We start from the raw sequence: 24083 nt of genomic DNA on the forward strand, positions 1-24083 counted from the left end.
CCTCTGGAAGACGTCCATCCCCGAAGCGTGGTGGGACGCCGCCGGTGTGTCCAATACTGGAAAGCGCCTCCTCTGATATGTATTCGATGAAGGAAAGTGCCTTCTCATATACAAGTCAGGTGCGCGACGGAAACGACACGCAGCGCCACTGACGCGCGCGCCGGGCACCGCGCCCGCCTGTCGGTTCGTCCGGTCGTGAGTTACCGGACCGTCGCGCGAACCCCGGACTGCTACAACATTGCTACAGTCGTAGTCATGAGAGTGGCGTCCAGGGACCTGCGCAACGACACCGCCGGCGTGCTGCGCCGGGCGGCCGCCGGGGAGGCGCTGGAGATCACGGTGAACGGAGAGGCGGTCGCCGAGCTCGGTCCACTCCGTACGCGGCGCTCGCACTGGACACCCAAGGCGGTGCTGCTGTCGCGGCTCCCAGAGATCCAGGCGGATACGGCCCTGGCGGCCGAACTGCGGGCGCTGGCCGGCGACACATCCGAGCTCGGTCCACTGCGGTGACCCGTGGGCTGCTGGACACCAGCGTCTTCATCGCCCGGGAGGGCCGCGGGCTCAATGCCGCCGCGCTCCCGGACGAGGTCGCGGTCTCGATCATCAGCTACGCCGAGCTCCGCGCGGGGGTGCTCGCCGCATCCGACATCGCGGTGCGCTCCCGTCGCCTGACCACGCTGCAAGCCGTCGTCGACCTCAATCCCCTACCGATCGATGCCGCCGTCGCCGATCACTGGGCGCACCTCCGTCTCGAGCTGGCGCGCGCCGGCCGACGGGTGAACGTCAACGACACCTGGATTGCGGCCACGGCGCTGGCGCACGGCGTTCCGCTGGTGAGCCAGGATTCCGACCACACCGCGCTGGCGGAGATCAGCGACCTCCGCGTTCTCCTCGTGTGAGCCCGCCTCCTCAGTCGATCCGCTCCCGCACCCAGCCGTGGAAGGCGCCCAGGTGGTGCTCGGCCGGCACCAGCACGCCACCGTTCGCGTACGCCCGTGAGCTCATCCCCGGCTGGGTGCGCTCGCAGGCGGCGAAGTCCTGCTGGTTGACCCGGTGGAACAGCTCGACCGAGCGGGCGACGTCCGCACCGGAGAGAACCACCTCCGGCGCGTACAGCCAGTCGCACTCCACCTGCGTGCGGTCGACGGCCTGCGGCGTCATCCGCAACACGATCACGTGGTCGGGCACCAGGTTGAGGAACACCGTCGGCTTGATCGTGGCCGCGTAGTACCGGCGGTCCTGATCGGCGCGCACGCCCGGCAGCGCCGGGAAGCCCGCGCTCCCGTCGACGGTGAAGCCCTGCGCGCCGGGGGCGAACTCCGCCCCGTGCCCGACGAACGACTGCGCCGCGTACCCCCGGGCGAACTCCGGCACCACGCCGGTGAGCTCGGGGTGGATCGTCGCGCAGTGGTAGCACTCCATGAAGTTCTCGACGACGAGCTTCCAGTTGGCGTGCACGTCGTACCGGATCCGCCGTCCCAGCGCGAGCCGCTCGACGCCGTAGCCCTCGATCGCCGCCGGGTCGCCCAGCCGCTCGGTCACCGCGCCCTGCACGTCGCGCTCGAAGGACGGCGGCACGTCGGCCAGGCACAGCCAGGCGTAGCCGAGCCACTCCCGCAGGTGCACCGGCACCAGCCCGTTGGCCACCCGGTCGACGTCCGGCATGTTGCGCAGGTTCGGCGCCCCCGCCAGCGTTCCGTCCAGCCCGTAGGACCACGCGTGGTACGGGCAGCTCAGCGTCCGCTTCGCCTGCCCGGACTCCTCGGTGCACAGCAGCGCCCCGCGGTGCCGGCAGACGTTGAGGAAGGCCCGCAGCTGCCCGTCCCGGCCGCGCACCACCAGCACGCTCTCCCGGCCCACCTGCACCCGGCGGAAGGCCCCGGGATCGGCGACGTCGTCACTGCGGACGGCGCAGCACCACATCTCCTCGAACACCCGGGTCTGCTCGCGGGCGAAGACGTCGGGGTCGGTGTAGTACCGCCCCGGCAGCGTGCGGATCAGGCTGGCCGCAGGCGCCGGCGTCGCAGCGGAGGCGAAGGTCGTCATGTCCGTGCCCCCTCAGCGCCTGATCCGGCTCATGCCCGGGTCGACCAGCGGTTCCTCGGCCACGGTGGCGGCCACCGGCCGCGCGAAGTAGTCGATGGTCACCGCCGTCCCCGGCACGGCGAGCGCGGCCGGCAGCCAGGCGTAGGCGATCGGCCGGCCGATCGTGTAGCCGAAGGCCGCGCTGGTCACGTGGCCGACCGGCGTTCCGCCGAGCCGCACCGGCTCCCGGCCCAGCACCATCGTGGCCGGGTCGTCGAGGGTGAGGCAGGTCAGCTTCCGGCCGTGCGGACGGCGTTCCAGCGCCTCCCGGCCGACGAAGTCGCCCTTCCCCATCCGGACGGCGAAGCCCAGGCCGGCCTCGAACGGATCGTGCTCGGTCGTCATGTCCGCGCCCCAGGCCCGGTAGCCCTTTTCCAGCCGCAGGCTGTTGAACGCGCTGCGCCCCGCCGCGACCACCCCGTGCTGCTGACCGGCGTCCCAGAGCAGGTCCCAGAGCCGCAGCCCGGTGGCCGCGTCGGTGTAGAACTCCCAACCGAGCTCGCCGACGTAGCTGACCCGCAGCGCGGTCACCGGCACCTCGCCGACGAACAGCCGGCGGGCGGTGAAGTAGCCGAACGCCTCGTGCGAGACGTCGGTGCCGGTCAGCGAGCCGAGCACCTCGCGTGCCCGCGGCCCCCACAACCCGATGCCGCAGGTGCCCGCGGTGGTGTCCCGTAGCTGCACCGAGCCGTCGCCCGGCGCGTGCTGCCGCAGCCAGTCCAGGTCCAGCGGCCCGTTGGCGCCGACCTGGAACCGCTGCTCCCCCAGCCGGGCCACGGTGAGGTCGCTGCGGATCCCGCCGTCGGCGGCGAGCAGCAGCGTGTAGGTCACCTTCCCGACCGGCCTGCCGACGTCGTTGGTGGTCAGCCGCTGCAGGAAGTCACCGGCGCCCGGCCCGCTGACCTCGATCCGGGTCAGCGGCGTCATGTCGTACATCGCGACCCGCTCGCGGGTGGCCCGCGCCTCCGCGGCCGCGATCGGCGACCAGTACCGCGCCGACCAGGCGTCCCGTTCCGGCAGCTGCTCCGCCGCGGCCAGCGCGGCGTTCGCCCCGAACCAGTGCGGCCGCTCCCAGCCGCCGGCCTCCAGGAACACCGCGTCGAGTTCCTGCTGCCGGGAGTGGAAGGGGCTGGTGCGCAGCGGCCGCGGCCGCTCCATCGGCTGCAGCGGGTGGACGATGTCGTAGACCTCGATGAACTGCTGCGCGCCCCGCTCGGCCACGTAGTCGGGCGCGAGCTGGAACTCCTCGAACCGGTGCAGGTCGCACTCGTGCACGTCGGTGCGCGGCTGCCCCTCCACCAGCCACTCCGCCATCGCCTTCGCCACGCCGGCCGAGTGGGTCACCCAGACCGCCTCGGCCAGCCAGAAGCCCGGCAGCTCCCGGTGCTCGCCCAGCAGCGGCATGCCGTCGGGGGTGAAGGAGAAGACGCCGTTGATGCCGGCGTCCACGGTGGTGTCGGCGAGGCCGGGCAGCAGCGCGAGGCTCTGCTTCCACGCCTCGGCGAAGTCGTCGGGCGTGAAGGGCAGGCAGCTGTTCTCGTGCGCCTCGGCGTCGGCGGTCGTCACCGGCATCGGCCGGTGGCCGTAGGACCCGATGCCCAGCCGGTCGCCGTGCTCGCGGTAGTACAGGTCCTGGTCCTGGTGCCGCAGGATCGGATGCGTCGCCTCGGCGATCGCGCCGGCCAGCGCCGGCACCGGCGCGGTGGTGGCGTACTGGTGGGCCAGCGGCTGCAGCGGCACGGTCAGGCCGGCCAGCGCGCCGATCGCCGGGCCCCAGAAGCCGGCGGCGCAGACCACGACGTCGGCGGGAACGAGCCCCTGGTCGGTGTGCACGCCGCTCACCCGCCCGCCGGCCTGCGCGATCCCGGTGACGGTGTGCCGGGCGAGGAACCTCGCGCCCCGCTCGATGGCCCGCCGGGCCTGCGCCTCCCCCGCCCGGACCGCGTGCGCCAGCCCGTCGGTGGGCACGTGCAGCCCGCCGAGGACGACGTCGGGGTCGAGCAACGGGTGCAGCCGGGCGCACTCGGCCGGATCGACGAGCCGGGCGTCGATGCCCCACGAGGTGGCGAAGCCGTGCCGGCGGGCGAGTTCCGCGGAGCGCTCGGGCGTCGTCGCCACCTCGAGTCCGCCGACCTGCCGGAAGCACGGTTCGCCGTCCTGCGTCAGGTCGGCGAACTTGCCGACGGTGTAGGACGCGAACTCGGCCAGCGTCTTCGACGGGTTGGTCTGGAAGACCAGCCCCGGCGCGTGCGAGCTCGATCCGCCGGCGGCGTACAGCGGGCCCCGGTCCAGGACGGTCACATCGGTCCAGCCGCGTGCGGTGAGCTCGTCGGCCAGCGAGCAGCCGACGATCCCGGCGCCGATGACGACCACGCGAGGGCCCATGGCGTTCCTCCGAAGAACAGACGTTGTTGCGGATAACGCAACGCTGAGCGGTATACGCAACAGCCTGGACTCGGAAGGAGCAGGGGACAAGGGTCTAAAGACCGTGTTCACCGGCCACCCGGTTCAGCCGAGCACGGCGCCTGCGCTCCCGGCCGCGGCGACCACCCGCTCGGCCACGGCGGCGAAGCGGGCGGCGTCCAGCCGGTACGCCGGCCCGGAGACGCTGATGGCGCCGACCAGCTCCCCGCCCGCGGTGACCACCGGAGCGGCCACCCCGTTCAGCCCGACCTCCAGCTCGCCCTGCGTCGCGGCCCAGCCGCGTGCCCGGACCTCGGCCAGCTCACGGTCGAGCACCCGGCGGTCGGTGATCGTGGCCGGGGTGCAGCGCGCCAGCGGCCGCGCGAGGACCCGCCGGCGGACGGCGTCCGGCGCGAACGCCAGCAGCACCTTGCCGCTGGAGCTGGCGTGCAGCGGGGTGCGCCGGCCGACCCAGTTCTGCACGGCGACCGCCGCGCTGCCCCGGGCCTGGCTCACGTTCATCGCCGCGTCCTCGTCCAGCACGGCCATGTTGACCGTCTCGCCCAGCTCGGCGGCCAGTTCCGCGGACACCTCCCGGGCGGCCTGGGCGACGTCCAGCTGCGCGGCGCCGGCGCCGGCCAGCCGGATCAGCCCGGCGCCCAGCCGGTAGGCGCCCCGCGCCCCCGACTGCTCGACCAGGCCCCGGGCCTCCAGCGTCGCCAGCAGCCGCGAGGCGGTGGACTTGTGCACGCCCAGTTCCACGCCGATCTCGGTGACCCCGGCGTCCCCGCGCCGGGCCAGGAACTCCAGGATCCCGACCGCCCGGTCCACCGACTGCACCGGCTGGACGCCGCCCTCGTCGTTGCGCATCACGCAACACTAGGAGGTCGCGCCCGGAAGCGCACCACCCGAGCCCGGCAGCAACGGCCCCGTAAACTGGCTACGATGATTGTAGCGAACATGGCTACATGAGGGAGCGTCCGCAATGGAATCGGTAGGAGTCCGCGAACTGCGCGACGGCTTGAGCCGCTACCTGGCCACCGTCCGCGCCGGTCGAACGGTGACCGTCACCGATCACGGTCGACCGGTGGCCCGGATCGTTCCCATCGACCAACCCAGCCCGCTCGAACGGCTCATCGCCGAAGGCGTCGTTCAACCGGCGACACGCACGAAGCGGACGCTGCCCGAACCGGTACGCGCTTCCGGCTCGGTGACCGAGTTGATCGCCGAGCAACGTGGTTGATCGCTTACTTCGACACGTCCGCGGTGGTCCCGCTGCTCGTAGACGATGAGCCAGGGGTCGGGATCTGCCGGCGGGCGTGGTCGCTGGCAGACGCCGTCGTGACCTCCCGACTCCTGTACGTCGAGGTAGCCGCCGCGCTGGCGAGAGCAGAGCGAATGGGTCGCCTGACGGAGGCAGCCCATGACCGCGCCGCGCTCGGTCTCGACGAGATCTGGCCGCAGTTCGACGTCGTCGAGATCGGCGAGGAGTTGGTCCATCGAGCGGCAGGACTGGCCCGCCGGCTTCGGCTACGGGGGTTCGACGCCGTGCACTGCGCCGCGGCGCTGAGCTTCGCCGGCCCGGGAACCGTCGCGGTGAGCGGCGACCGCACCCTGCTCGCCGCCTGGCGAGCCGAGGGGCTGGATGTCGTCGACACACAGGCCTGACCCGACCGCGGCGCCACGGCGGGCGCCGAACGCAGAACGCCCCCTCCCGCACGAGGCGGGAGGGGGCGGGTCTGCAGCGGTGGAGAGGTCAGCCCTCGACGAGCACGTCCTCGCGCGTCGACCGCGGGGCCGGGACCTCGGGGCGGCCCGACCGCCGGACCGCGGCGTCGAACCGGCCGAGGTCGTCGGCCATCAGGCGCTCCAGCTCGCCGGTGTCCACCCGCAGGTCCAGCTCCTCGGCCGGCTGCTCCGGCCCGGTTCCCCGGGACGGGCGCAGCGCGTCCATCGTCCAGGCCCGCAGCCCGCGGGCCATCCGGCTGAGCGGGCCGGCCTGCGCCCGGCGGGCCGCGATGCGCGCCGCCTCGTCGCGGGCGGCCATCTCCCGGTCCAGGATCTCCCGCGCCATCCGATCGGTCTCGGCGGCGACGACGAGGTCGGCCCGGGCCTGCTGCGCCCGCCGCCGGCCCTCGCGCCGGATCTCCTCGGCCTCGACCTCCTCGTCCTCCCGCAGGGTGACCATCCGGTCGTAGCCGGTCGGCGGGGAGAAGTTCAGCATCACCTTCATCAGCACCGGCAGGATCTCGATGCTCAGGAACAGCAGGAACAGCATCAGGTGCGCGGTGCCCAGCGTCGGCCGGTCCTCCGCCAGCCGGTCCATCGCCTCCAGCCGGGCCAGGATGCCGTTGCTCTCGCCGTTCTCCGCCTCGAAGGCGGCCTGCTCGGCGTTGCGCGCGTCCGTCAGCCGGGCGAGCTCGGCCTGGTCGGTGACGATGTCGGCCTCGGCCTGGGCGACGCTGCGCCGGTCGGCGGCCTCGGCGGCCGCGCCGGCCTCGGTGCGGGCCGCGCGCAGCTCGGCGTCGGCGGCGTCCAGGTCGGCCTTGGCGGCCGCCGTGACCGTCGCCTGCTGCGATGCCGCCGCCGCGGCCGCGAGGTAGGCGTCCCCGGTGCCGGCCTCGCCGGAGCCGCAGGTGCCGTCGAGCTCGCACTGGGCCTTGGCGTTCAGTTCGGCCGCCCGCGCCTGGGCCGCCGCGTAGGCGGCCTGCCGGGCGTCCCGCTCGGCCTGCGCCGTCCCGACCCGGGGGTCGGCGTTCGGGTCGGTCATGCCGCCGCTGGCGATCACGGCCTGCTCGTCGGCGACCCGCTGCTGCAGCGTGGGGATCTGCGCGTACCGGGCGTCGGCGTTCAGCTCGGTGGTGAACTCCTGCGCGGCCTCGGCCTGCAGGGTCACCATCGTCGCCTCGATCTCCTTGTCGAAGACCTGCAGCGTCAGCGGGGTCGAGATGACCGTGCCGAGGACGGCGGCCAGCGCGATCCGCGGCACCGCCAGCCCGATGTTCCGCACCCACGACGAGTCGTGCCCCATGCCGACCAGCAGCATCCGGTCGAGGTTGATGATCACCAGGCCCCAGCCGAGGCCGATCAGCACGGCCACCGCCCACGGCGCACCCAGGGCCATGTGGACGGCGAACGCGGCCGACAGCGCGGCCAGGGCACCGGTGCTCAGCAGCACGCCACCGAGGGCGACGAACTTGCTGCGCGCGCCGGGGGCGACCGCGAGGAGGTCGAGCCTGGCACCGGCGAGCACCGCCAGCCGATCGCCGGAGGAACGCTTGCGGGCGCTCATGAAGGACTTCCTCTCGCTGGGTCGGTCAGCCCAGCTATCGGTCGCCCGCCGCCGAATCGGTACCACCGCCGGCGCCCGACCGTGGCCGGCACAGAACCTGCCAACCGCCCGCCCGCCGGGTGAGCACGACACGCTGGTCGTCGCACCCCGCGATCGGACGGCGCCGGCGTCACAGTGGTCCCACGCGCCACCCCCGTCCCAGGAGCCCCTCATGCGTCGTCGCACCACCGCAGCCGCCGGCGTCCTCGTCGCCGCGGCACTGTCCCTCGGCTTCCCCGGCACGGCGGGCGCCGCCGACCTCGACTGCAGCGACTTCGCCACCCAGGCCGAGGCGCAGGCGGCGCTCATCGCCGCACCGGACGACCCGAACGGCCTGGACACCGACGACGACGGCTCCGCCTGCGAGACCCTCCCCGCCGCCGCCGGCGCGCCGGCGGTCGCCGAGGACAGCACCGCGTTCGGAACGGCGCAAGTGGCCACCCGCCCGGCCGGCCCGGTCGCCGCCGGCGACGGCAGCACCGAGGTCGAGGGCGGCGCGCTCCGCTACGCCCTCGGCGGGCTGGCCTTCGCCGGGGCCGCCGGGGCCGCCGGCGCCGCGGTCGCCGCCCGGCGCAGCTCCCGCGCTGCGGCCTGACCGTCCGGCCGTGCCCGACCGCCCACCCAGCGCGCCCCGCCCGGGTGTTCCCGGAACCCCGGCGGGTGATCCCGTGCGCATCCGGGGCGCCTATCCCCCGCCGTTGCTCCCGTCGGCGCCACCTCGGCCGCCCGGCGTGCCGTCCCCGGACTCCCCGCGGATCACCCGCTACGACCGCACCCGGCATCCATCGCAGCGGCGCACCCGGCACCGGGCGCCCCGGCCGGTCGCCGCGCGCCTGTGGGCCGGGACGTCGGTCGTTCTCGCCGCCGCCGGGGTGGCCGCCGTCGTCGTGCTGCCCGCCGGCCCACCGCGCCCCAGCCGCCTCGACGTCCCGGTCGTGGTGGTGGCCGCGCCGGCCACCGTTCCCGCGGCGACACCGGTGGCCGCGGCTGCCACCGCGCCGGCCCTGGTGCTCCCGCTCCCGGCCAGCGAGCCGGTCCGGGTCCAGCTCCCGGCCCTCGGCGTCACCTCGGACGTGATGCCGCTCGGCCTGGCGCGCGACGGCTCGATGGAGGTGCCGCCCGGCGCCTACCCGGTCGGCTGGTACGACCGCAGCCCGACCCCCGGGCAGCTCGGCCCGGCCGTGCTGGCCGGCCACGTCGACTGGGACGGGAAGCCCGGGGCCTTCTACGGCCTGCGCGAGCTCCTCCCCGGCGACGAGGTGGTCGTGCACCGCGCCGACGGCACCCTCGCGATCTTCCGGGTCGACCGGGTCGAGGAGCACGACAAGGACGAGTTCCCCGGCGACGCCGTCTACGGCGACATCGACACCGCCGGGCTACGGCTGATCACCTGCGGCGGCAGCTTCGACGAGGACACCGGCGACTACCGGGAAAACGTGATCGTCTTCGCCACCCTGGTCGCCACCGCCTGAGCCCGGTCGGCCGGCAGCGGGCTTCTGTACCGGAAGCCCGCCGCGGGTGGCCCCGCGTCTCCCCGCTCACCGACGATCCGGGCCGACCCGAGCGGCGCAGCGTGGCCGGCCGCCTCCACCCCGTCCGAACGCGCCGCCGCACCGGGCACGACGATCAGCAGCGCCGTCCGGCCCGTACCCGACGAGGACAGTCGCCCTCGCGGCGACGCCGCCGGGGCGCCGCCAGGGAGGAGAACTGGCATGTACGCCAGAACCACCACCGTGCGCGGCGACCCGCGCTCCGTCGACGAGGGCATCGAGTACGTCCGGAACACGGTCTGGCCGCGGCTCCAGGACATGAGCGGCTGCGTCGGGATGTCGATGCTGGCCGACCGCGCCGGAGGCCGGTGCATCGTGACCGCCGCCTGGGCGACCGACGAGGCGCTGCAGGCCAGTGCCGCGAGTGTGCACGAGATCCGCAGCCGGGCCGCAGAGGTGCTGCGGGCCGACGCGGTCGACGTCCAGGAATGGGAGATCGCCGCCCTCCACCGGGTGCATCCGGCCGGGGACGGCGCGTGCACCCGGGTCATCTGGACCGCCGTCGAGCCCGCCGGGGCCGACGGGATGATCGACGCCTTCCGGACGGGCCTGCTGCCGCGCCTGGAGAACCTCCCCGGTTTCTGCAGCGTGAGCCTGATGGCCGACCGGAACACCGGGAAGGGTTCGGTGGCGATCACCTACGAGAGCCGGGACGCCCTGGCGCAGTCCCGCGCCATGGGCACGGCGATGCGCGATCAGTTCGTCTCGGCCATGGGTGCGCAGGTCACCGACGTCGCCGAATTCGAGGTGGCCGTGGCGCACCTGCGCGTGCCGGAGATGGCCTGAACCGGTTCCGGCCGGCGCCTCCGCCGGCGCCGGCCGGAGCTCCGTTCGGGCGCTGATCACGCTGCGATAACAGTGCTCGGCGCGCCAGCCGGGACACGCCGTCGACCCCTGGTCACGCACAGTGCTGATCTGGCTGACTTGCCGCGACCAACCTGTTCGTCGAAGGAGCAAGCATGCGTCTCCGCACCAGCGTCGCCGTCGCCGTCGTGTTCGCCGCCGTGTCCGTGCCGATGACCGGGACGGCGCTGGCAGCGGACGTCGACTGCGCCGACTTCCCGACGCAGGCGCAGGCGCAGGCCGTGCTCGTCGCCGACCCCAGCGACCCGAACGGCCTCGACGGCAACGACAACGGCACCGCCTGCGAGGAGCACGCGTTCGCCGGCGCGGCCGCGGGCACCACCCCCCAGGTCGCCGAGCAGCCGGCCGGGAGCGTGGCCGCCGGCGATGGCAGCACCGGCGGCAGCGACGCGCTGCCCTACGCGCTCGGCGGCCTGGCGTTCGCCGCGGCCGCGGGTTGCGCCGTCGCCGCACGGCGCAGCGCCCGCCCGGCCTGATCTGCCGCCCGGCGGCTGCGACGCCGGGGGACGCGGGTCGGCACCGCTGGTGACCCTCGGCCGCAGCGCGCACGCCGAGCACCCGAGCGGCACCGAAAAGAAGACCCGACATTGGCGGCCGCACGTGGTCACGTGCTCGCGACGACCTGCCGATGAGTGGGCCGTGACCATTCTCGGAGTCGACGGGGACGTCTCGGTCCAGGACCGGGCGGCCGAGTGCCTCACCGCCATCGCGCAGACCTACGAGGAGGGCATGGCCCACCTCGCCTTCCTGGCCCGGCTATGGGAGGCGCCGCCGGCGCCGTCCGTGCCCGCCCCGCCGGTGATGGCCCTGCTGACGACCGAGCCGGCCGGCACGACCGAGCCGGCCGGCACGACCGAGCCGGCCGGCACGGCCGAGCCGGCCGTCGCTGCCGAGCCGTTCGTGCTGGCCGAGGAGCCGGCGATGCTGCCGATGCCGATGCCGGCCGCGGCCGCCGACGCCCCGGCCGAGGTGTCCGCCGACGCCCAGACCGCCGTCGAACTGCCCGCCGTCGAACTGCCCGCCGTCGAACTGCCCGCCGTCGAACTGCCCGCCGCCGAGTCGCGCACCGAGCTGATCGACACCCCGGACGAGGACGGGCTGCAGGTGCGCGTGCTGTTCGCCGAGGCCGCCACCGCCGAGATCCCCGTCCAGGTCGCTGCCTGACCCGATCGGGCCACCCCTGCCCGGAGGACACCCCGGCCGCACCGCCGTCCGCTTGATGGGATGGTGGGGGAACGGGTCGGCGAGGTCGCCGACGGAAGGTCAGGGGGATGTCGTGACGCCGAGGGGCCGCACCTTCGGTGACCGCTACGAACTGGTGTCCCTGATCGCCACCGGCGGCATGGGCCAGGTCTGGCGGGCGCGCGACACCCGGCTGGACCGCGACGTCGCCGTCAAGGTGCTGCGCAGCGAGTACACCGGCAACGCCGACTTCCTGGCGCGCTTCCGCGCCGAGGCGCAGCACACCGCACGCCTGCACCACCCGAACGTCGCGACGCTGTTCGACTACGGCGAGGTCCTCCCCGGCCCGCCCGGGTCCGACGCCGACGAGCACCTCGCCTACCTGGTGATGGAGCTGGTGGACGGCGAGCCACTGTCCACGTTGCTCGCCGGGGAGCAGCGGCTCAGCCCCGGCCGCACGCTCGACGTGCTCGAGCAGGCCGCCGCCGGGCTCGCCGCCGCGCACGCCCTCGGCATCGTGCACCGCGACATCAAGCCGGGGAACCTGCTGATGGCCCGGGCCGGCGAGGTCAAGATCACCGACTTCGGCGCCGCCTCGTCGGCGTCCAGCGTGCCGCTCACCCAGGTCGGCCAGGTCATCGGGACGGCGCAGTACCTCTCCCCCGAGCAGGCCCGGGGCATCCGGGCCACGGCCGCCAGCGACGTCTACTCCCTCGGCGTCGTCGCCTACGAGTGCCTGACCGGCCGCCGCGCGTTCACCGGCGAGAGCTCGGTGCAGATCGCGCTCAAGCAGATCCACGAGACCCCCCAGCCGTTGCCCGACGACGTCCCCGAGCGCGTGCGGCAGCTGGTCGATCGGGCCCTGGCCAAGGACCCGGCCCAGCGATTCCCCGACGGCGCCGCCTTCCGCGCCGCGGTCGAGGACACCCGGGCCGGACGCGCCCTCGTCCCTCCGTCCACCGGCCCGGCAGCCGCCCACCCGGGCGCCACCGCCGCCGGGGCCACGGCCCAGCCACCCACCCAGTTGTTCGACACCCAGGTCCTGCCCGCGCAGTTCCTCGGCGACGAGCCCGGCGACGCCCCGCCGGCGCGCCGCCGCCGGCTGCTCGTACCGCTGATCGCGCTGCTCGCGGTCGCCGCGATCACGTTCGGCATCGCCCGGACCTTCGGCGCCGCCGACTCCTCCGAGGCGGCCGGCACGGCCCCGGCGACGACGACCACCGCGGCGCCCACGACCACGACGCCGCGGCTGCTGGTCGCCTCGGCCGACTACGTCGGCCGGCCGGTCGCCGAGGTGGAGGCCGAGCTCGCGCTGTTCGGGCTCGTGGTCACGCTCCGCCCGCTGACCACCGCCGATGTGGCCGACGGCTCGGTGATCGCGGTCGACCCGGTCGGCGAGCTGACCCCGGGCAGCCCGGTCACCGTCACGCACGCGGTCGCGCCGCCGCCGGCACCCGAGCCCGCCCCGCCCCCGGCGCCGGCGCCGGCGCCCGCCACGGAGACCGTCGTCGTCACCGAGGAGCCCGATCAGGACGACGGGGACAGGAACCGGGACGACGGGGACTGGTGGGAGAACCGCGACTGGTCCGACGAGGAGGACGGCGACAACGGGAACGACCGGGGCAACGGGAACGGCAACGGCCGGGGCAACGGCAACGGGAACGGGCGCGGCAGCGACTGACCCGCCCGTCCGCCGTCCCCGATGCGTCGGTCAGCGGCCGAGTGCCGGCCGGTTCGGGTCGAACAGCCCGATCGGGTGCGCCGTCGTGCCGGTGGTGGCCAGGTCGGCCAGGATCTCCCCCACCACCGGGACGAACTTGAAGCCGTGCCCGGAGAATCCGCACGCCACGATCACCTGGTCGGCCTGCGGGTGCGGCGCGATCACGAAGTGCTGGTCGGGCGTGGTCGTGTACATGCACGCCGCCGCCGACAGGAAGCGGCCCGGCAGCGTGGGCAGCACGTCGGCGAGGTGCTCGGCCATCACGGTGACCTCGGGCGGGTGCACCTCCCGGTCGAGCGTCTCGGGGGTGCACGGGGTCCCGCGGCGGAAGAACGCCACCTTCGCCCCGCCCTCGGGGCCGTCGATCGCCGGGAAGCCGTAGAGCTGGGTTCCCGTGGCGTCCTCGTGGATGTACACCGGCTGCCGCGCCGGCAGGTAGGGCAGCACCCCGCGCAGTGGCTGGAACCAGTACATGACCTGCCGTTCCACCGTCAGCGGCAGCCCCAGCTGCGCCAGCAGCTCCGGCGCCCACGCCCCCGGGCAAATCACCAGCCGGCCGGCGGAGTACGAGCCGGTCGCGGTCGTCACCGACACCCCACCGCCCGGCGTCGCCATCCACGTGAGCACCGGCTCGTCGAAGTGCAGCTCGGCTCCCCGCGCCTCGGCCAGGCCCAGGTGCGCGGCCACCGTTACCTCGGGGCGGACGAACCCGGCCGCCGCCTCGTACAGCCCCACCTCGTCCGGCCCCGCCGTGAGCGTCGGGAAACGGCGGTGCACCTCCCCGGCGTCCAGCAGCTCGTGCGGCAGGTCCCACTCCCGCGCCGCCCGCAGGCTGCCGGTCACCAGGCCGCTGTCCGGCGGCCCGAAGTACAGGCCCCCGGTCAGCTGGATGACGTCCTCCCCCGAGTCGACGCGCAGCTGCTCCCACAGCTCGTACGAGCGCAGCAGCAGCGGCACGTACGCCGGGTCCTCGAAGTAGGACTGCCGGATGATCCGCGACCCCCCGTGGCTCGAGCCCCGGTCGTGCGCCGGCCCGTAGCGCTCCAGCCCGAGCACCCGCTGCCCCCGGGCGGCCAGGTGCGCCGCCGCCGCGCTGCCCATCCCGCCCAGCCCCACCACGATCACGTCGTAGTCCGCCATGCCGGTCCTCCTCGTCGCCGATGCGGTGCCGATGCGGTGCCGTCGACCGCCGTCCAGCCACGGTCGGGTCGCCGTCCTGAGCTGCGGGCACCACCGTGTCGAGAGCAGACTGCCCGCATCCCCCACCGTGACGCACCGGGAGCCCCCATGACCGCTCGCGAACCGAAGGACATGGCCCAGGCCGCCGCCGCGACCGGGGCCAAGAAGACCACCCGCACCTGGGACCGAGTGCTGGTCAGCGCGTTCCTCGCCGGCGCCTACATCGGGTTCGGGGCGCTGGTCGCCATCATCGTCTCGGCCGGGCTGGACCCGGGGACCTGGGGCACCCTGCCGACGCTCTTCACCGGCGCGGCCTTCACCCTCGGGCTGGTACTCGTCCTCATCGCGGGCTCCGACCTTGCGACGGGGAACATGATGCTGGTCCCGCTCAGCGCCATGCGCGGCAAGATCTCCGGCGGCGACGTGGTCAAGAACCTCACCCTGGTTCTGCTGGGCAACCTGGTCGGGGCACTCGTCGTCGCGTTCTTCCTCGCCGTGCAGACCGGCGTCATCGGCGACGCCGGGTCCGCCGCCGACAGCGGCGCGGGCCTGGCCTACGAGCGGCTCACCGAGATCGCCCAGGGCAAGGCGACCGGGCACACCGCCTGGGAGACGTTCCTGCGCGGCGTCGGCTGCAACTGGCTGGTCTGCCTCGCGGTCTGGATGTCGCTGGCCGCCACCACCGTGTCGGGGAAGGTCCTGGCGATCTTCTTCCCGATCATGGCGTTCGTGGCGATGGGGTTCGACCACGTCGTCGCCAACATGTTCTTCCTGCCGGCCGCGATCTTCGCCGGCGTCCCGGATCTCGGCTGGGGCGACACACTCCTGAACTGGCTGCTCGCCGGTGCCGGCAACCTCGTCGGCGCCGTCGTCTTCGTCTCGACCTCCTACTGGTACCTCTTCCTCAAGGACGACCCCGGCGAGAACGAGGCCGCGGAGCAGGCCGAGCCCGCCGAGCGCGGCTGACCCGCGGCACCGGCCCGAGGGGTTGCTGCCGGCCGGCCCGACGCGCACAGTGGTCCGACGCGGCGGCGCTGCCGGGGCGTCGCCCTGCCGGGGAGGAGCGCGCATGCACGCCAGGAGCACCACCGTCCGGGGCGCCCCGCACGCCGTGGCCGACGGCATCACCCGCGTCCGCGACCACGCCTGGCCCACGCTGCAGGACCTGGAGGGCTGCATCGGGCTGTCCATGCTGGCCGACCGCGGGTCCGGCCGGTGCATCGTCACCACCGCCTGGGACCGCGAGGAGGCGATGCGGCGCCACGGCGAGAGCGCCGGCGCGCTGCGCACCGATGCCGCCCGGGTGCTCGGCGGCGAGCCCGAGATCGCTGAATGGGAGATCGCCCGGCTGCACCGGGTGCGGCCGGCCGGCGACGGCGCTTGCGTGCGGCTCACCGTGGGGCAGAGCCGGCCCGAGCAGCTCGACCGCGACCTGGACGTCTACACCTACAGCATGGTCCCCGAGCTCGAGGACGTCCCCGGCTTCTGCAGCGTCAGCCAGTTCGTCGACCGGCACACCGGACGCAGCGCGACGGCGGTCTGCTACGCCGGGCGATCCACCATGGACCGCTCGACCGGGCAGATCGCGGCCATGCGCGAGGAGTACACGCAGATGACCGGGGTGCGGGTGCTCGAGGTCGCCGAGTTCGACCTCGTCGTCGCCCACCTGCGGGTGCCCGAGATGGTCTGACCACGCGCGCGCCTGTCCCCCGGACGGTTGTTCGCAGGGGAGGCTGGGCGGGTGGGCTACTTCGGCACCTTCATCTTCCGCGACGGACAGTGGCAGCAGCGCAGCGGCACCGGCCCCGAGCTGGTGGTCGACGTGCACGACAGCGACATCGCCACCATCGACTACCGGCCGGCCCCGCCCGGGCTCGGCCGCTTCTACCTCGGCGCCCAGCCGCGCGACTTCTTCGCCGACCCCGACGCCAGCCAGCCCGTCGACGTGCCGGCGGAGGTCGATGCCTTCCTCGGCTGGGCGGCGCAGACGCTGGGCCGCGCCCCGCAGCCCGACGAGCTGCGCCCGCTGGTCGCCGAGGACGGCAGCGGCAAGCCCGACGACGACGTCGTCGAGGACACCGTCGTCCGGCTGCTGGACCTGCTCGGCCTGCCCGTGCCCGAGGAGCTCGCCGAGGCCGGCTGACCACTCCCCCCGCGAGTGCGCCCCGACGCCGGGTCGGGGAGGCTGGCCGGGTGAGCAACGACACCAGCGGCTCCGGCTACGTCGCCCCCGGCCAGGACTACCAGCGCGACCAGAACTACATCACCGACCGGATCACCGCCGACGGGGCCGGCGGCTGGCCGGTCGAGGCCGGCCGGTACCGGCTGGTCGTGGCCCGGGCGTGCCCGTGGGCCAACCGTGCCGTGATCGTCCGCCGGCTGCTGGGCCTGGAACCGGTGATCTCGATGGGCATCTGCGGTCCGACCCACGACGAGCGCAGCTGGACCTTCGACGAGGACCCCGGCGGCCGCGACCCGGTGCTGGGCTACGAGCGGCTGCAGGAGGCGTTCCTGGCCCGCGACCCCGCGTACAGCCGCGGCATCACCGTGCCGGCGATGGTCGACGTCCCCAGCGGGGCCGTCGTGACCAACGACTTCAAGCAGATCACGCTGGACCTCTCCACCGAGTGGACGGCGCACCACCGCGAGGGCGCTCCCGACCTGTGGCCCGAGGCGCTGCGCGACGAGATGAGCGAGGTCATCGAGCACGTCTTCACCGAGGTCAACAACGGCGTGTACCGGTGCGGCTTCGCCGGCTCGCAACGGTCCTACGACACGGCCTACGAGCGGCTGTTCACCGCCCTCGACCAGCTCTCCGACCGGCTTCGCGGCCGCCGGTACCTGATGGGTGGGTCGATCACCGAGGCCGACGTCCGGCTGTTCACCACGCTCGCCCGCTTCGACGCCGTGTACCACGGCCACTTCAAGTGCAACCGCCAGAAGCTCAGCGAGATGCCGGTGCTGTGGGCCTACGCGCGCGACCTCTTCCAGACCCCCGGCTTCGGCGACACCACCGACTTCCCGTCGATCAAGCAGCACTACTACGTCGTGCACGCCGACATCAACCCGACGCAGATCGTCCCGCTGGGGCCGGACACGTCGAACTGGCTCACCGCGCACGGCCGCGAGGAGCTGGGCGGCTCCCCGTTCGGCGACGGCACCCCGCCCGGGCCGGTCGCCCCCGGGGAGGAGGTGCCGGCAGGCCACGGCGCCGGCGGGACCGGCCGGTGACCGTGCTCCGCGCGGACGTGCGGCGGGCCGCCGTCCGGATCGCCCCCGTCGCCCGGCGCACCCCCGTCGCCGTCCTGGACGGCGACCGGGTCGGCCTGCCGCACGACGTCGCCCTCAAGCTCGAGACGATGCAGCACTCCGGGTCCTTCAAGGTGCGCGGCGCCTTCAACGCCCTGCTCGCGGCGGAGGTGCCGGCCGCCGGGGTGATCGCGGCGTCCGGCGGCAACCACGGCGCCGCGGTGGCCTACGCCGCCTCGGCGCTCGGGCACCGGGCGGAGGTCTTCGTGCCCTCCACCGCGCCGGCGGCCAAGCAGGAGCGGATCCGGCGGTACGGCGCCCAGGTCACCGCCGTCGGCGCGGACTACGCCGAGGCCTACCAGGCCAGCGTCGAGCACGCCGACCGCTCCGGCGCGCTGCGGGTGCACGCCTACGACCAGCCCGCGGTCGTCGCCGGCCAGGGCACGGTCGCGGTCGAGCTGGGCCAGCAGCGCCCCGACCTGGACGTCGTCCTCGTCGCGGTCGGTGGCGGCGGGCTCATCGCCGGGTGCGCCGCCTGGTACACCGACAGCCTCACCCTGGTCGCGGTGGAGCCCGAGGGGGCACCGACGCTGCAGGCCGCGCGGCTGGCCGGCGAGCCGGTCGACGTGGAGGTCGGCGGCATCGCCGCCGACGCCCTCGGTGCCCGGCGGCTGGGCACCATCGCCGCCGACCTGACCGGCCGGTACGTGGACGAGGCGGTCCTGGTGCCCGACGACGCGATCCGGCAGGCGCAGCGGGTGCTGTGGGAGGAGCTGCGGGTGCTCGCCGAACCCGGCGGGGCGACGGCGCTCGCCGCCCTGCTGTGCGGTGCGTACGCCGCACCCGCCGGGGCAGCGGTGGGTGCCGTCGTCTGCGGCGCCAACCTGGACCCCGCGTCCTGGTCGGTCCTGCCCGGGACGGGGGTCTGACCGGTGGGCGGGATCCTCGTGCTGCGCGGACACGTGCTGCCCGTCGCCGGCGCCCCGCTGGCCGACGGCCTGGTGGTGGTCGAGGACGGCCGGATCAGCTACGTCGGCCCGGCCGGCCGCGGCCCGCACGTGGCCGCGACCGCGACCGAGGTGGACGTCGGCGGGGGCACGGTCCTGCCCGGGATGATCGACGCCCACGTGCACCTGGTCGCCGACGGCGCTCCCGACTTCATGGGCTCGGTGGTCGGCTCGACGCCCGCGGCGTTGGCCGCCGTCTCGGCGGCCAACGCGCTGCGCGCGCTGCAGGCCGGCACGGTCGCGGTGCGCGACCTGGGCGCGCCGGGAGGCATCGCGATCGACGTCGGCCGGGAGATCGCCGCCGGCCGCCTGCCGGGGGCCGGGGTGTCGGCGGCCGGCCGGGCGATCACCGCGCCCGGCGGGCACATCCCCTACCTCGGCGTCGAGGTCCTGGGCGAGGAGGCGATGGCCGCGGCGGCCCGCGAGGAGCTCGCCCGCGGCGCCGGCGGGATCAAGCTGGTCGCGACCGGCGGCGTGCTGACCCCCGGGGCCGCCCTCGGCAACGCGCCCTTCGCCGAGGACGAGCTGGCCGCCGCGGCCGCCGCGGCCCGCGACCAGGGCCGGTGGGTCGCCGCCCACGCCATCGGAAACGAGGGCACCCGGCGGGCGTTGCGTGCCGGGGCGACCAGCGTCGAGCACGGCTACCTCCTCGACGACGAGACCGTCGGGCTGATGGCCACGACGGGAGCGGTGCTGGTGACCACCCAGGTCGCGGTGGCCCGGATGCTGCGCAACCGCCACCTGGTCGACCCGGCCGTGGTGGCCAGGGCCGAGGAGATCCACGGCGTGGCCGTCGAGTCGCTGCGGCGCGCGGCACGGGCCGGCATCCCGATCGCCGGGGCCACCGACGCCGGAACCCCGTTCAACCCGCACGGCGGCGTCGCCGAGGAGGCGGCGCTGCTGGTGGCCGACATCGGGCTGACGACGACGCAGGCGCTGCGGGCGGTCACCGCCACGGCTGCCCGGTGCCTCCTGCGGCCGGACCTCGGGCACCTGTCGGTCGGCGCGCCGGGACACGTCGTCGTCACCGCGGGCAACCCGCTCGACGACGTGGCCGCGCTCACCGACGTGCGGGCAGTGGTCCTCGCCGGCCGGCAGGTGGACCGGCCCACCACCACCCCGACCACCGGAGGCACCGCATGACCACCGACCCGATCACCGTCGACCAGGAGCTGCTCGGCAGCTACGTCACCGAGCTCGGCGCCATCGGGGAGACCCCGGACGGCATGTACCGGTTCGTGTATGACGATGCCTGGCAGCGGGCCCGGGACACCCTGCTCGGATGGATCGACGAGGCCGGCCTGGAGGGCCGGGTCGACGCCGTGGGCAACGTGTTCGGGCGGCTGCCGGGCTCCGGGGACGGCGTGATCCTCACCGGCTCGCACGTGGACACCGTGCCCTCCGGCGGCAAGTACGACGGCGCGCTGGGCGTGGTCGGCGGCCTCGCCGCCCTGGCGGCGCTGCGCGCGCACGGCACCCCGACCACCACCCTGGAGGTCGTGGCCCTGTGCGAGGAGGAGAGCAGCCGCTTCCCGGCCAACTTCCTCGGCACCCGGGCCATGCTCGGGCTGGTCGCCCCGGACGAGCCCGAGCGGCTGCTGGACCGGGACGGCATGACGTTGGCCGAGGCCATGCGCCGGGCCGGTCTGGACCCGGCCGCGGTGCCGGACGCCGAGCGGCACGACCTGCGCGCGTTCCTGGAGCTGCACATCGAGCAGGGCCGGGTGCTGGCCGACGAGGGCCTGGACGTCGGCCTGGTGGAGGTCATCCCGGGCATCGCGTGGGAGACGATCACCGTGCACGGCCGGCAGGACCACGCCGGCGCCACCCCGATGGACCTGCGGAAGGATGCCCTGCAGGCCGCCGCGCAGATGGCCCGGGAGATCACCGTGCTGGTCGAGCAGGAGGGCCGGCCCGCGGTGGCCACCACCGGGCGCTGGACCGTCGAGCCCGGGCAGCCCAGCGTCGTCCCCGGATTGGCCCGGTTCTCGCTGGACCTGCGGCACCCCGACCTCGCCGTCCGCGACCGGCTGCTCGACGGGGTGCACCGGATCTGCAGCTCGGTGGCCGCCCGGCACGGCGTCGAGGTCGACGTGGTGCGGGACAAGGACGAGGAGCCCGCGACGATGGACGGGGGGCTGCTCGACGTCTGCCGGGAAGCCGCCGAGCGGTGTGGCGCGAGCTGGCGGCGGATGCCCAGCGGAGCCGGCCACGACAGCCAGCTGATGGCCTCCCGGGTGCCGACGGCGATGGTGTTCGTGCCCAGCGTGGAGGGGCGCTCGCACACCCCCGCCGAGTACACCTCGCCGGAGGACTGCGTCCGCGGCGCCTCCGTGCTGGCCACCGCGCTGCACCGGCTCGCCTTCACCTGACCCCCGGGGGGCCAAAGTCGCGACTTTGGCCCCCCGGGGTCGATCAGGCGGTGGGGACGGCGGCGCCCGTGCCGGCCAGCCCGTCCCGGTGGACGACGCCGTCCTTGACCACCAGCACGACGCGGCCGGTCGCGGTGATGTCGGTGACCGGGTCGCCGTCGACCACGATGAGGTCGGCGAGCTTGCCGACCTCCAGGGTGCCGATCTCGGTGGCCATGCCCAGGTTCTCCGCGGCACTGGACGTGGCGGCGACGAGGGCCTGCATCGCGGTCAGCCCGTGCTCGACCATCAGGGCGAGCTCCTGGGCCAGGTCGCCGTGGGCGTTGAACGGCGTTCCGGCGTCGGTGCCGGCGGCGATCCGCATGCCCGAGGCGACCGCCGCGGCGAAGCTGGTCCGCTGCTGCTGGGCCTCCCGCTCGGCCTTGTCGACGACCCACGCCGGGATGCCCCGCGCCAGGCCGTTCCGGATGATCCCGTCGACGGCGAGCATGGTCGGCACCAGGAAGGTGCCCTGGTCGACGGCCAGGTCGAGCAGTTCGTCGTCGAGGTAGAAGCCGTGCTCCACCGAGTCGATGCCGGCGCTCAGCGCGTTGGCGATACCGGCCCGGCCGATGGCGTGGGTGGTCACCCGGCGACCGGAGTTGTGCGCCTCCTGGGCCACGACCGCGAGCTCCTCGGGCAGCAGCGCGGTCTGGGTGGGCGAGACCCCGGGTGTCAGCACCCCACCGGTGGCCATCACCTTGATCACCGCGGCACCGGACTTGATCTCCGCGCGGGTGGCCTTGCGCACCTCGTCCGGGCCGTCGGCCTCGCGGCCGATGAAGTGCCCGTGCCCGCCGGTCATGGTGATGACCCGGCCGGCCGCCTGCACCCGGGGTCCGGGGACCGCGCCCCGGGCGATCTCCTTGGCCAGTTCGACCACGATGTCGTCGGCGGCGCCGCAGTCGCGCACGGTGGTCACGCCCGACTGGAGGGTGACCACGGCGCTGCGCGCCGCCCGCAGGGTGGCCACCGGGACGGTGTCACCGGCCACCTGGGCGAACAGGTCCGGCGCGCCGTCGGCGGTGAGGTGCACGTGGCAGTTGATCAGGCCGGGCAGCACGGTGCGCCCGCCGCCGTCGACGACGGACTCCGGCGCGGTGCTGGGCGCCTGCCCGTCCGGCCCGATCCAGGCGATCCGCCGCCCCTCGACGACCACCGCCTGCCCGGGGACGGGCTCGGCGCCCGTGCCGTCGACGACCGTGACATTGCGGAGCAGGAAGCTCGCGGTGCTCATGGGACCTCTCAGGAAGGAGTGGGAAGGCGGCCGAACAGGGCCAGGTCGACGTTGCCGCCGCTGGCGACGGAGACCACCCGGGTGCCCGGGGGCAGGTCCAGGACGCCGGTCATCAGCGCGGCCAGCGGCGCGGCGGCCGCCGGTTCGAGCAGCAGCTTGGTGCGCTGCACGGTGAGCGCCAGCGCGCGCAGGATGTCCTCGTCGCTGACCCGGACCACCCGGTCGACGAAGGCCTGCACGTGGGCCACGGTCACCTCGCCGCTCATCGGCGCGGCCAGCCCGTCGGCGACGCTGCGGGCCGTCGGCAGCCGCACCGGCTCCCCGGCCTGCAGGCTGCGGGTCATCACGTCGGCGGTCTCCGGTTCGACCCCGATCACCCGGACGCCGGGGGCGAGGGCCGCCAGCGCGGTGGCCACGCCGGAGATCAACCCGCCGCCGCCGACCGGCACCAGGACCACCTCGGCGTCGGGCACGTCCTCGGCGATCTCCAGCCCGACTGTTCCGGTGCCGGCGACCACCGCCGGGTCGTCGAAGGGGTGCACGGCGACCCGGCCGGTCTCGGCCATGGTGTCGAGGTAGCACTGGACCAGGTCGCCGTCGGTGAGCACGACGTCGGCGCCGTAGGCCCGGCAGGCCGCGATCTTCCCCGGCACCGCGGTCGCGGGCATGACCACCGTGCCGGGCACGCCCACGCTGGCGGCGGCGAACGCGACCGCGGCGCCGGCGTTGCCGGCCGACACGGTGATCACCCCGCGGGCGCGGTCGGCCGCCGACAGCGAGAGCACCTTGTTCAGCGCCCCGCGCGCCTTGAAGCTGCCGGTGCGCTGGAAGACCTCCGCCTTGAGGTCCAGCCGCACGCCGCACTGCTCGCCCAGGCTGGTCGAGCGGTGCACGGGGGTGCGGTGCACCCGCCCGGCGATCCGGTCCGCGGCGCGGCGGACGTCGTCGATCGTGACCAGGTCGCCGCGCACGTCCGCGGCGGTGCCGGTGCCGGTCATCCGGCCGGCTGGTCGACGGTCCGCATCCGCGGGTCCAGCGCGTCCCGCAGACCGTCGCCGAGCAGGTTGAAGGCGAGGATGGCCAGGAAGATCGCGATCCCGGGGAACGTCGTCAGGTGCGGGGCGCTGAAGATGAACTGCCGGCCCTCCCCCAGCATCGTGCCCCATTCGGCGGTGGGTGACTGGACGCCCAGGCCGAGGAAGCCGAGCCCAGCGGCGAGCAGGATGCTCACCCCGATGCTCAGCGTGCCGTGCACGAGCACCGGGGTCAGCGAGTTGCGGAAGACGTGCCGGGTGATGATCCGCAGGTTGCTCGCGCCCAGGGCCCGCGCAGCCTCCACGTAGGGCTCCTCGCGCAGGCTCAGCACCGAGGAGCGCACCAGCCGGATGATCACCGGGATCACGCTGATCCCGACCGCGATGATCACGTTCTGCAGGTTCACGCCGAGGACCGCGACCAGGGTGAGGGCCAGCAGGATGGACGTGAAGGCGAACATCATGTCGGCGAACCGGGAGATCGCCAGGTCGGCCCAGCCGCCGTAGTAGCCGGCGATCATCCCCAGCGGCACGCCGATCACCAAGCCGATGAGCACGGCGAGGACGCCGATCATCAGTGAGATCCGGGCCCCGTACATCAGCCGGGTGGCGATGTCGCGGCCCAGCTGGTCGGTGCCCAGCCAGTGCTCCGCCGAGGGACCCTGGATCGCCGCGACCAGGTTCTGTTGATTCGGGTCGTACGGCGAGATGAGCGGCGCCAGGATCGCCAGCGCCACGAACGTCACGATGATCCCCAGGCCGATCATCGCCGGCGGGTGGTGACGGAAGCGCCGCCATGCCCTCATCGGGTTCCCCTCACCATGTCAGTAC

The 24083-nt window shown here is 74.5% G+C and carries 25 protein-coding genes; 17 read left to right on the top strand and 8 right to left on the bottom strand.

The window, feature by feature from the left end:
- Positions 1-255: 255 nt before the first annotated feature.
- Positions 256-510, top strand: coding sequence for a type II toxin-antitoxin system prevent-host-death family antitoxin (locus ACYVG5_RS14840; protein ID WP_222050003.1), 255 nt, complete (start codon positions 256-258; stop codon positions 508-510).
- Entirely contained in the window at positions 507-899 is a 393-nt protein-coding gene (locus tag ACYVG5_RS14845; RefSeq protein WP_460683297.1) for a PIN domain-containing protein, read from the top strand. The genes ACYVG5_RS14840 and ACYVG5_RS14845 overlap by 4 nt, the downstream gene beginning before the upstream one ends.
- A 10-nt stretch (positions 900-909) precedes the next feature.
- Here the strand turns inward: ACYVG5_RS14845 and ACYVG5_RS14850 are convergent, their stop codons facing one another.
- The 3 genes from ACYVG5_RS14850 to ACYVG5_RS14860 form a co-directional block, all read right to left on the bottom strand.
- Complete coding sequence (locus ACYVG5_RS14850; RefSeq protein ID WP_222050002.1) at positions 910-2046, bottom strand: aromatic ring-hydroxylating oxygenase subunit alpha; 1137 nt, start codon at positions 2044-2046, stop codon at positions 910-912.
- 12 nt (positions 2047-2058) lie between these two features.
- Entirely contained in the window at positions 2059-4470 is a 2412-nt protein-coding gene (locus ACYVG5_RS14855) for a GcvT family protein (RefSeq protein WP_222050001.1), read from the bottom strand.
- A 123-nt stretch (positions 4471-4593) separates the two neighbouring features.
- The gene (locus ACYVG5_RS14860) at positions 4594-5358 is read right to left on the bottom strand and encodes an IclR family transcriptional regulator (protein WP_222050000.1); all 765 of its coding nucleotides are present in this window, start codon (positions 5356-5358) and stop codon (positions 4594-4596) included.
- Between the two features lie 115 nt (positions 5359-5473).
- On the opposite strand from ACYVG5_RS14860, the gene ACYVG5_RS14865 reads away from it, so the two are divergent.
- Positions 5474-5731 carry a type II toxin-antitoxin system Phd/YefM family antitoxin gene (locus ACYVG5_RS14865; RefSeq protein ID WP_222049999.1) on the top strand — a complete coding sequence of 86 codons (258 nt, stop codon included), beginning with the start codon at positions 5474-5476 and terminating at the stop codon, positions 5729-5731.
- Positions 5728-6156, top strand: a complete 429-nt coding sequence (locus ACYVG5_RS14870) for a type II toxin-antitoxin system VapC family toxin (RefSeq protein ID WP_222049998.1) — start codon at positions 5728-5730, stop codon at positions 6154-6156. The genes ACYVG5_RS14865 and ACYVG5_RS14870 overlap by 4 nt, the downstream gene beginning before the upstream one ends.
- A gap of 88 nt (positions 6157-6244) precedes the next feature.
- Here ACYVG5_RS14870 and ACYVG5_RS14875 read toward each other — a convergent pair whose 3' ends face one another.
- Entirely contained in the window at positions 6245-7780 is a 1536-nt protein-coding gene (locus ACYVG5_RS14875; protein WP_222049997.1) for a DUF4407 domain-containing protein, read from the bottom strand.
- Between the two features lie 211 nt (positions 7781-7991).
- Here ACYVG5_RS14875 and ACYVG5_RS14880 point away from each other — a divergent pair, with 211 nt between their 5' ends.
- The 6 genes from ACYVG5_RS14880 to ACYVG5_RS14905 all read left to right on the top strand — a co-directional run bounded on the left by ACYVG5_RS14880 (position 7992) and on the right by ACYVG5_RS14905 (position 13096).
- A complete protein-coding gene (locus ACYVG5_RS14880) occupies positions 7992-8414 on the top strand; it encodes a hypothetical protein (protein WP_222049996.1) in 423 nt (140 codons plus the stop codon).
- A gap of 73 nt (positions 8415-8487) precedes the next feature.
- Positions 8488-9291 (top strand): class F sortase, encoded by an 804-nt coding sequence (locus tag ACYVG5_RS14885; RefSeq protein ID WP_222050042.1) that lies wholly within the window; start codon positions 8488-8490, stop codon positions 9289-9291.
- Positions 9292-9531: 240 nt separating this feature from the next.
- Complete coding sequence (locus ACYVG5_RS14890) at positions 9532-10155, top strand: hypothetical protein (protein ID WP_222049994.1); 624 nt, start codon at positions 9532-9534, stop codon at positions 10153-10155.
- Between the two features lie 173 nt (positions 10156-10328).
- The gene (locus ACYVG5_RS14895; RefSeq protein ID WP_222049993.1) at positions 10329-10709 is read left to right on the top strand and encodes a hypothetical protein; all 381 of its coding nucleotides are present in this window, start codon (positions 10329-10331) and stop codon (positions 10707-10709) included.
- 163 nt (positions 10710-10872) lie between these two features.
- On the top strand, positions 10873-11397 hold the full coding sequence (locus ACYVG5_RS14900; protein WP_222049992.1) for a hypothetical protein: 525 nt from the start codon (positions 10873-10875) through the stop codon (positions 11395-11397).
- 112 nt (positions 11398-11509) lie between these two features.
- Positions 11510-13096 (top strand): protein kinase domain-containing protein, encoded by a 1587-nt coding sequence (locus tag ACYVG5_RS14905; RefSeq protein ID WP_460683298.1) that lies wholly within the window; start codon positions 11510-11512, stop codon positions 13094-13096.
- A gap of 30 nt (positions 13097-13126) precedes the next feature.
- Here ACYVG5_RS14905 and solA read toward each other — a convergent pair whose 3' ends face one another.
- Positions 13127-14275, bottom strand: a complete 1149-nt coding sequence (gene solA, locus ACYVG5_RS14910) for an N-methyl-L-tryptophan oxidase (protein ID WP_222049990.1) — start codon at positions 14273-14275, stop codon at positions 13127-13129.
- 147 nt (positions 14276-14422) lie between these two features.
- On the opposite strand from solA, the gene ACYVG5_RS14915 reads away from it, so the two are divergent.
- The 7 genes from ACYVG5_RS14915 to ACYVG5_RS14945 all read left to right on the top strand — a co-directional run bounded on the left by ACYVG5_RS14915 (position 14423) and on the right by ACYVG5_RS14945 (position 20942).
- Positions 14423-15280, top strand: coding sequence for a formate/nitrite transporter family protein (locus tag ACYVG5_RS14915; RefSeq protein ID WP_222049989.1), 858 nt, complete (start codon positions 14423-14425; stop codon positions 15278-15280).
- A gap of 103 nt (positions 15281-15383) precedes the next feature.
- Positions 15384-16004 carry an antibiotic biosynthesis monooxygenase gene (locus ACYVG5_RS14920; protein ID WP_222049988.1) on the top strand — a complete coding sequence of 207 codons (621 nt, stop codon included), beginning with the start codon at positions 15384-15386 and terminating at the stop codon, positions 16002-16004.
- A 51-nt stretch (positions 16005-16055) separates the two neighbouring features.
- Positions 16056-16457, top strand: a complete 402-nt coding sequence (locus ACYVG5_RS14925) for a hypothetical protein (RefSeq protein ID WP_222049987.1) — start codon at positions 16056-16058, stop codon at positions 16455-16457.
- Positions 16458-16507: 50 nt separating this feature from the next.
- Complete coding sequence (locus tag ACYVG5_RS14930; protein WP_222049986.1) at positions 16508-17545, top strand: glutathione S-transferase family protein; 1038 nt, start codon at positions 16508-16510, stop codon at positions 17543-17545.
- Complete coding sequence (locus tag ACYVG5_RS14935; protein ID WP_222049985.1) at positions 17542-18492, top strand: serine/threonine dehydratase; 951 nt, start codon at positions 17542-17544, stop codon at positions 18490-18492. Before ACYVG5_RS14930 ends, ACYVG5_RS14935 begins: the two co-directional genes overlap by 4 nt.
- A 3-nt stretch (positions 18493-18495) precedes the next feature.
- Positions 18496-19713, top strand: coding sequence for an amidohydrolase family protein (locus ACYVG5_RS14940; protein WP_222049984.1), 1218 nt, complete (start codon positions 18496-18498; stop codon positions 19711-19713).
- Positions 19710-20942, top strand: a complete 1233-nt coding sequence (locus ACYVG5_RS14945) for a M20 family metallo-hydrolase (protein WP_222049983.1) — start codon at positions 19710-19712, stop codon at positions 20940-20942. The genes ACYVG5_RS14940 and ACYVG5_RS14945 overlap by 4 nt, the downstream gene beginning before the upstream one ends.
- 43 nt (positions 20943-20985) lie before the next feature.
- Here ACYVG5_RS14945 and ACYVG5_RS14950 read toward each other — a convergent pair whose 3' ends face one another.
- The 3 genes from ACYVG5_RS14950 to ACYVG5_RS14960 are packed head-to-tail and all read right to left on the bottom strand — an operon-like array spanning position 20986 to position 24058.
- Positions 20986-22218, bottom strand: a complete 1233-nt coding sequence (locus ACYVG5_RS14950) for a metal-dependent hydrolase family protein (protein ID WP_222049982.1) — start codon at positions 22216-22218, stop codon at positions 20986-20988.
- A gap of 8 nt (positions 22219-22226) precedes the next feature.
- Entirely contained in the window at positions 22227-23216 is a 990-nt protein-coding gene (locus ACYVG5_RS14955) for a pyridoxal-phosphate dependent enzyme (RefSeq protein ID WP_222049981.1), read from the bottom strand.
- The gene (locus tag ACYVG5_RS14960; protein WP_222049980.1) at positions 23213-24058 is read right to left on the bottom strand and encodes an ABC transporter permease; all 846 of its coding nucleotides are present in this window, start codon (positions 24056-24058) and stop codon (positions 23213-23215) included. Before ACYVG5_RS14960 ends, ACYVG5_RS14955 begins: the two co-directional genes overlap by 4 nt.
- Between the last annotated feature and the right edge of the window lie 25 nt (positions 24059-24083).

This window comes from Modestobacter lapidis (genome assembly GCF_054780755.1).

What these genes read in the sequence shown, in the direction of transcription:
- ACYVG5_RS14840 (WP_222050003.1), top strand. Translation starts at nt 256, where the DNA reads ATGAGAGTGGCGTCCAGGGACCTGCGCAACGACACCGCCGGCGTGCTG.
- ACYVG5_RS14850 (WP_222050002.1), bottom strand. Translation starts at nt 2,046, where the DNA reads ATGACGACCTTCGCCTCCGCTGCGACGCCGGCGCCTGCGGCCAGCCTG.
- ACYVG5_RS14855 (WP_222050001.1), bottom strand. Translation starts at nt 4,470, where the DNA reads ATGGGCCCTCGCGTGGTCGTCATCGGCGCCGGGATCGTCGGCTGCTCG.
- ACYVG5_RS14860 (WP_222050000.1), bottom strand. Translation starts at nt 5,358, where the DNA reads ATGCGCAACGACGAGGGCGGCGTCCAGCCGGTGCAGTCGGTGGACCGG.
- ACYVG5_RS14865 (WP_222049999.1), top strand. Translation starts at nt 5,474, where the DNA reads ATGGAATCGGTAGGAGTCCGCGAACTGCGCGACGGCTTGAGCCGCTAC.
- ACYVG5_RS14875 (WP_222049997.1), bottom strand. Translation starts at nt 7,780, where the DNA reads ATGAGCGCCCGCAAGCGTTCCTCCGGCGATCGGCTGGCGGTGCTCGCC.
- ACYVG5_RS14880 (WP_222049996.1), top strand. Translation starts at nt 7,992, where the DNA reads ATGCGTCGTCGCACCACCGCAGCCGCCGGCGTCCTCGTCGCCGCGGCA.
- ACYVG5_RS14890 (WP_222049994.1), top strand. Translation starts at nt 9,532, where the DNA reads ATGTACGCCAGAACCACCACCGTGCGCGGCGACCCGCGCTCCGTCGAC.
- ACYVG5_RS14895 (WP_222049993.1), top strand. Translation starts at nt 10,329, where the DNA reads ATGCGTCTCCGCACCAGCGTCGCCGTCGCCGTCGTGTTCGCCGCCGTG.
- solA (WP_222049990.1), bottom strand. Translation starts at nt 14,275, where the DNA reads ATGGCGGACTACGACGTGATCGTGGTGGGGCTGGGCGGGATGGGCAGC.
- ACYVG5_RS14915 (WP_222049989.1), top strand. Translation starts at nt 14,423, where the DNA reads ATGACCGCTCGCGAACCGAAGGACATGGCCCAGGCCGCCGCCGCGACC.
- ACYVG5_RS14920 (WP_222049988.1), top strand. Translation starts at nt 15,384, where the DNA reads ATGCACGCCAGGAGCACCACCGTCCGGGGCGCCCCGCACGCCGTGGCC.
- ACYVG5_RS14945 (WP_222049983.1), top strand. Translation starts at nt 19,710, where the DNA reads ATGACCACCGACCCGATCACCGTCGACCAGGAGCTGCTCGGCAGCTAC.
- ACYVG5_RS14950 (WP_222049982.1), bottom strand. Translation starts at nt 22,218, where the DNA reads ATGAGCACCGCGAGCTTCCTGCTCCGCAATGTCACGGTCGTCGACGGC.
- ACYVG5_RS14955 (WP_222049981.1), bottom strand. Translation starts at nt 23,216, where the DNA reads ATGACCGGCACCGGCACCGCCGCGGACGTGCGCGGCGACCTGGTCACG.
- ACYVG5_RS14960 (WP_222049980.1), bottom strand. Translation starts at nt 24,058, where the DNA reads ATGAGGGCATGGCGGCGCTTCCGTCACCACCCGCCGGCGATGATCGGC.